We start from the raw sequence: 1,677 nt of genomic DNA on the forward strand, positions 1-1,677 counted from the left end.
CTGGACACGGTCATCAGCAAGCCCACTCGTGGCGCTGGCGCTGCGACAGCGGGCACCAGCAACAGCGACGGCATCACCCGCAGCGGCGCGCTGAACCTGAACAACATCGACAGCGACGCACAGCTGCAGTACAGCACCGATGGTCAAACCTGGACCAGCAGCTTCACAGCGGTGGAGGGCACCAACAGCGTGACCCTCAAAGTCACAGACGCAGCGGGCAATGTGGCCACCTCGGACACGCTGAGCTTCACACTGAACGCAGCAGACGCGGTCTTCACCGCCCAACTGGACCTGTCCAGCAACAGCGGCAGTTCAACAGACCTGCTGACCCAGGACCTGACCCCCACGATCAGCGGCACCGGCACAGAGGGTGACATCATCCAAGTCACCATGCCCGGCACAGGCGAGATCCTGAGCACGACGGTGGCCGCAGACGGCAAGTGGAGCGTGACCGCCAGCACCGATGTGGCCAGCGGCACCGTGAGCGTGACCGCAAGCAATGCCGCAGGCGTGGTGAGTGCAGCAAAAACACTGACGCTGCAAATCGACGCCAGCATCACCACTCCGGTGATCAGCCTGATCAGCGACACGGGATCGAACAGCACCGACAAAGTCACCAGCAATGGCACATTCACCGTCAGCGCAGACAGCGACAGCTTGCTGACATACAGCACCAACGGCACAACGTGGAGCAGCACCTTCACCGCCGCAGAAGGAGCCAACACGGTGCAAGTGCGCGCCACCGATGCCGCTGGCAACGTGGCCACCTCCAGCGCCTTCAGCTTCACCCTGGACAGCCAGACCAGCGTCTTCACCGTGGCGCTCAGCTGCGACAGCGGCACGGCCAGCGACAAACTCAGCCGCGACGCCACCTTGGTCATCACCGGCGCAGAAGCCGGTGCAGACATCAGCTACAGCACCAATGGCAGCACCTGGACCAGCACCTACACAGCAGCCGAAGGCCTGAACACCGTCAAAGTGCGCGTCATGGACGCCGCAGGCAACCAGCGCACGCAAGACTACAGCTTCACCCTGGACAGCACAGCGCCCACCCCAGCAGCTCTCACCCTGGTGTGCGACAGCGGCAGCCAAGGCGCTGACAAACTCACGAACAACGGCAACATCAACGTGGCTGCCGAAGCCGGTGCCACACTGGAATACAGCACCAACGGCACCACTTGGGGCACGACCTTTGTCGCCAGCGAAGGCGCTAACACGGTCAGCGTGCGCGTCACCGACCAGGCAGGCAACGTCAGCAACACCTCCAGCCTGAGCTTCACCCTGGACAGCGCAGCCCCCACAGCGCCCACCGTGGGCCTGGTGTGCGACAGCGGCAGCATCTCAGGCGCAGGCACAGACAAAATCACGAACACAGGCACCCTGAGCCTGAGCAGCGTAGAAGCAGGCGGTCAGCTCGAATACAGCACCAACGGCGTGAACTGGGCCACCACCTTTGCAGCCGCCGAAGGCGTGAACAACGTCAAAGTGCGCGTGACGGATGCCACAGGCAACACCGGTGCCGTGGCCACCTACAGCTTCACCCTGGACACCCAAGCGCCTGCAGCGCCCGTCCTTGGCCTGGTGTGCGACAGCGGTGCTTTGGGTACCGACAAAATCACACAAACCGGCAACCTCACCGCGTCCTCCCTGGAAGCCGGTGCCACGCTCCAATACAGC

Annotated in this window: 1 protein-coding gene; it reads left to right on the plus strand. The window is 63.4% G+C overall.

All coding sequences use genetic code 11. From position 1 onward, the window contains the following. The coding region (locus H663_RS40820) for an Ig-like domain-containing protein (RefSeq protein ID WP_205872773.1) at positions 1–1,677 on the plus strand (1,677 nt) is incomplete at both ends.

The sequence above is a fragment of the Limnohabitans planktonicus II-D5 genome (assembly GCF_001270065.2).
Taxonomy (GTDB): domain Bacteria; phylum Pseudomonadota; class Gammaproteobacteria; order Burkholderiales; family Burkholderiaceae_C; genus Limnohabitans_A; species Limnohabitans_A planktonicus.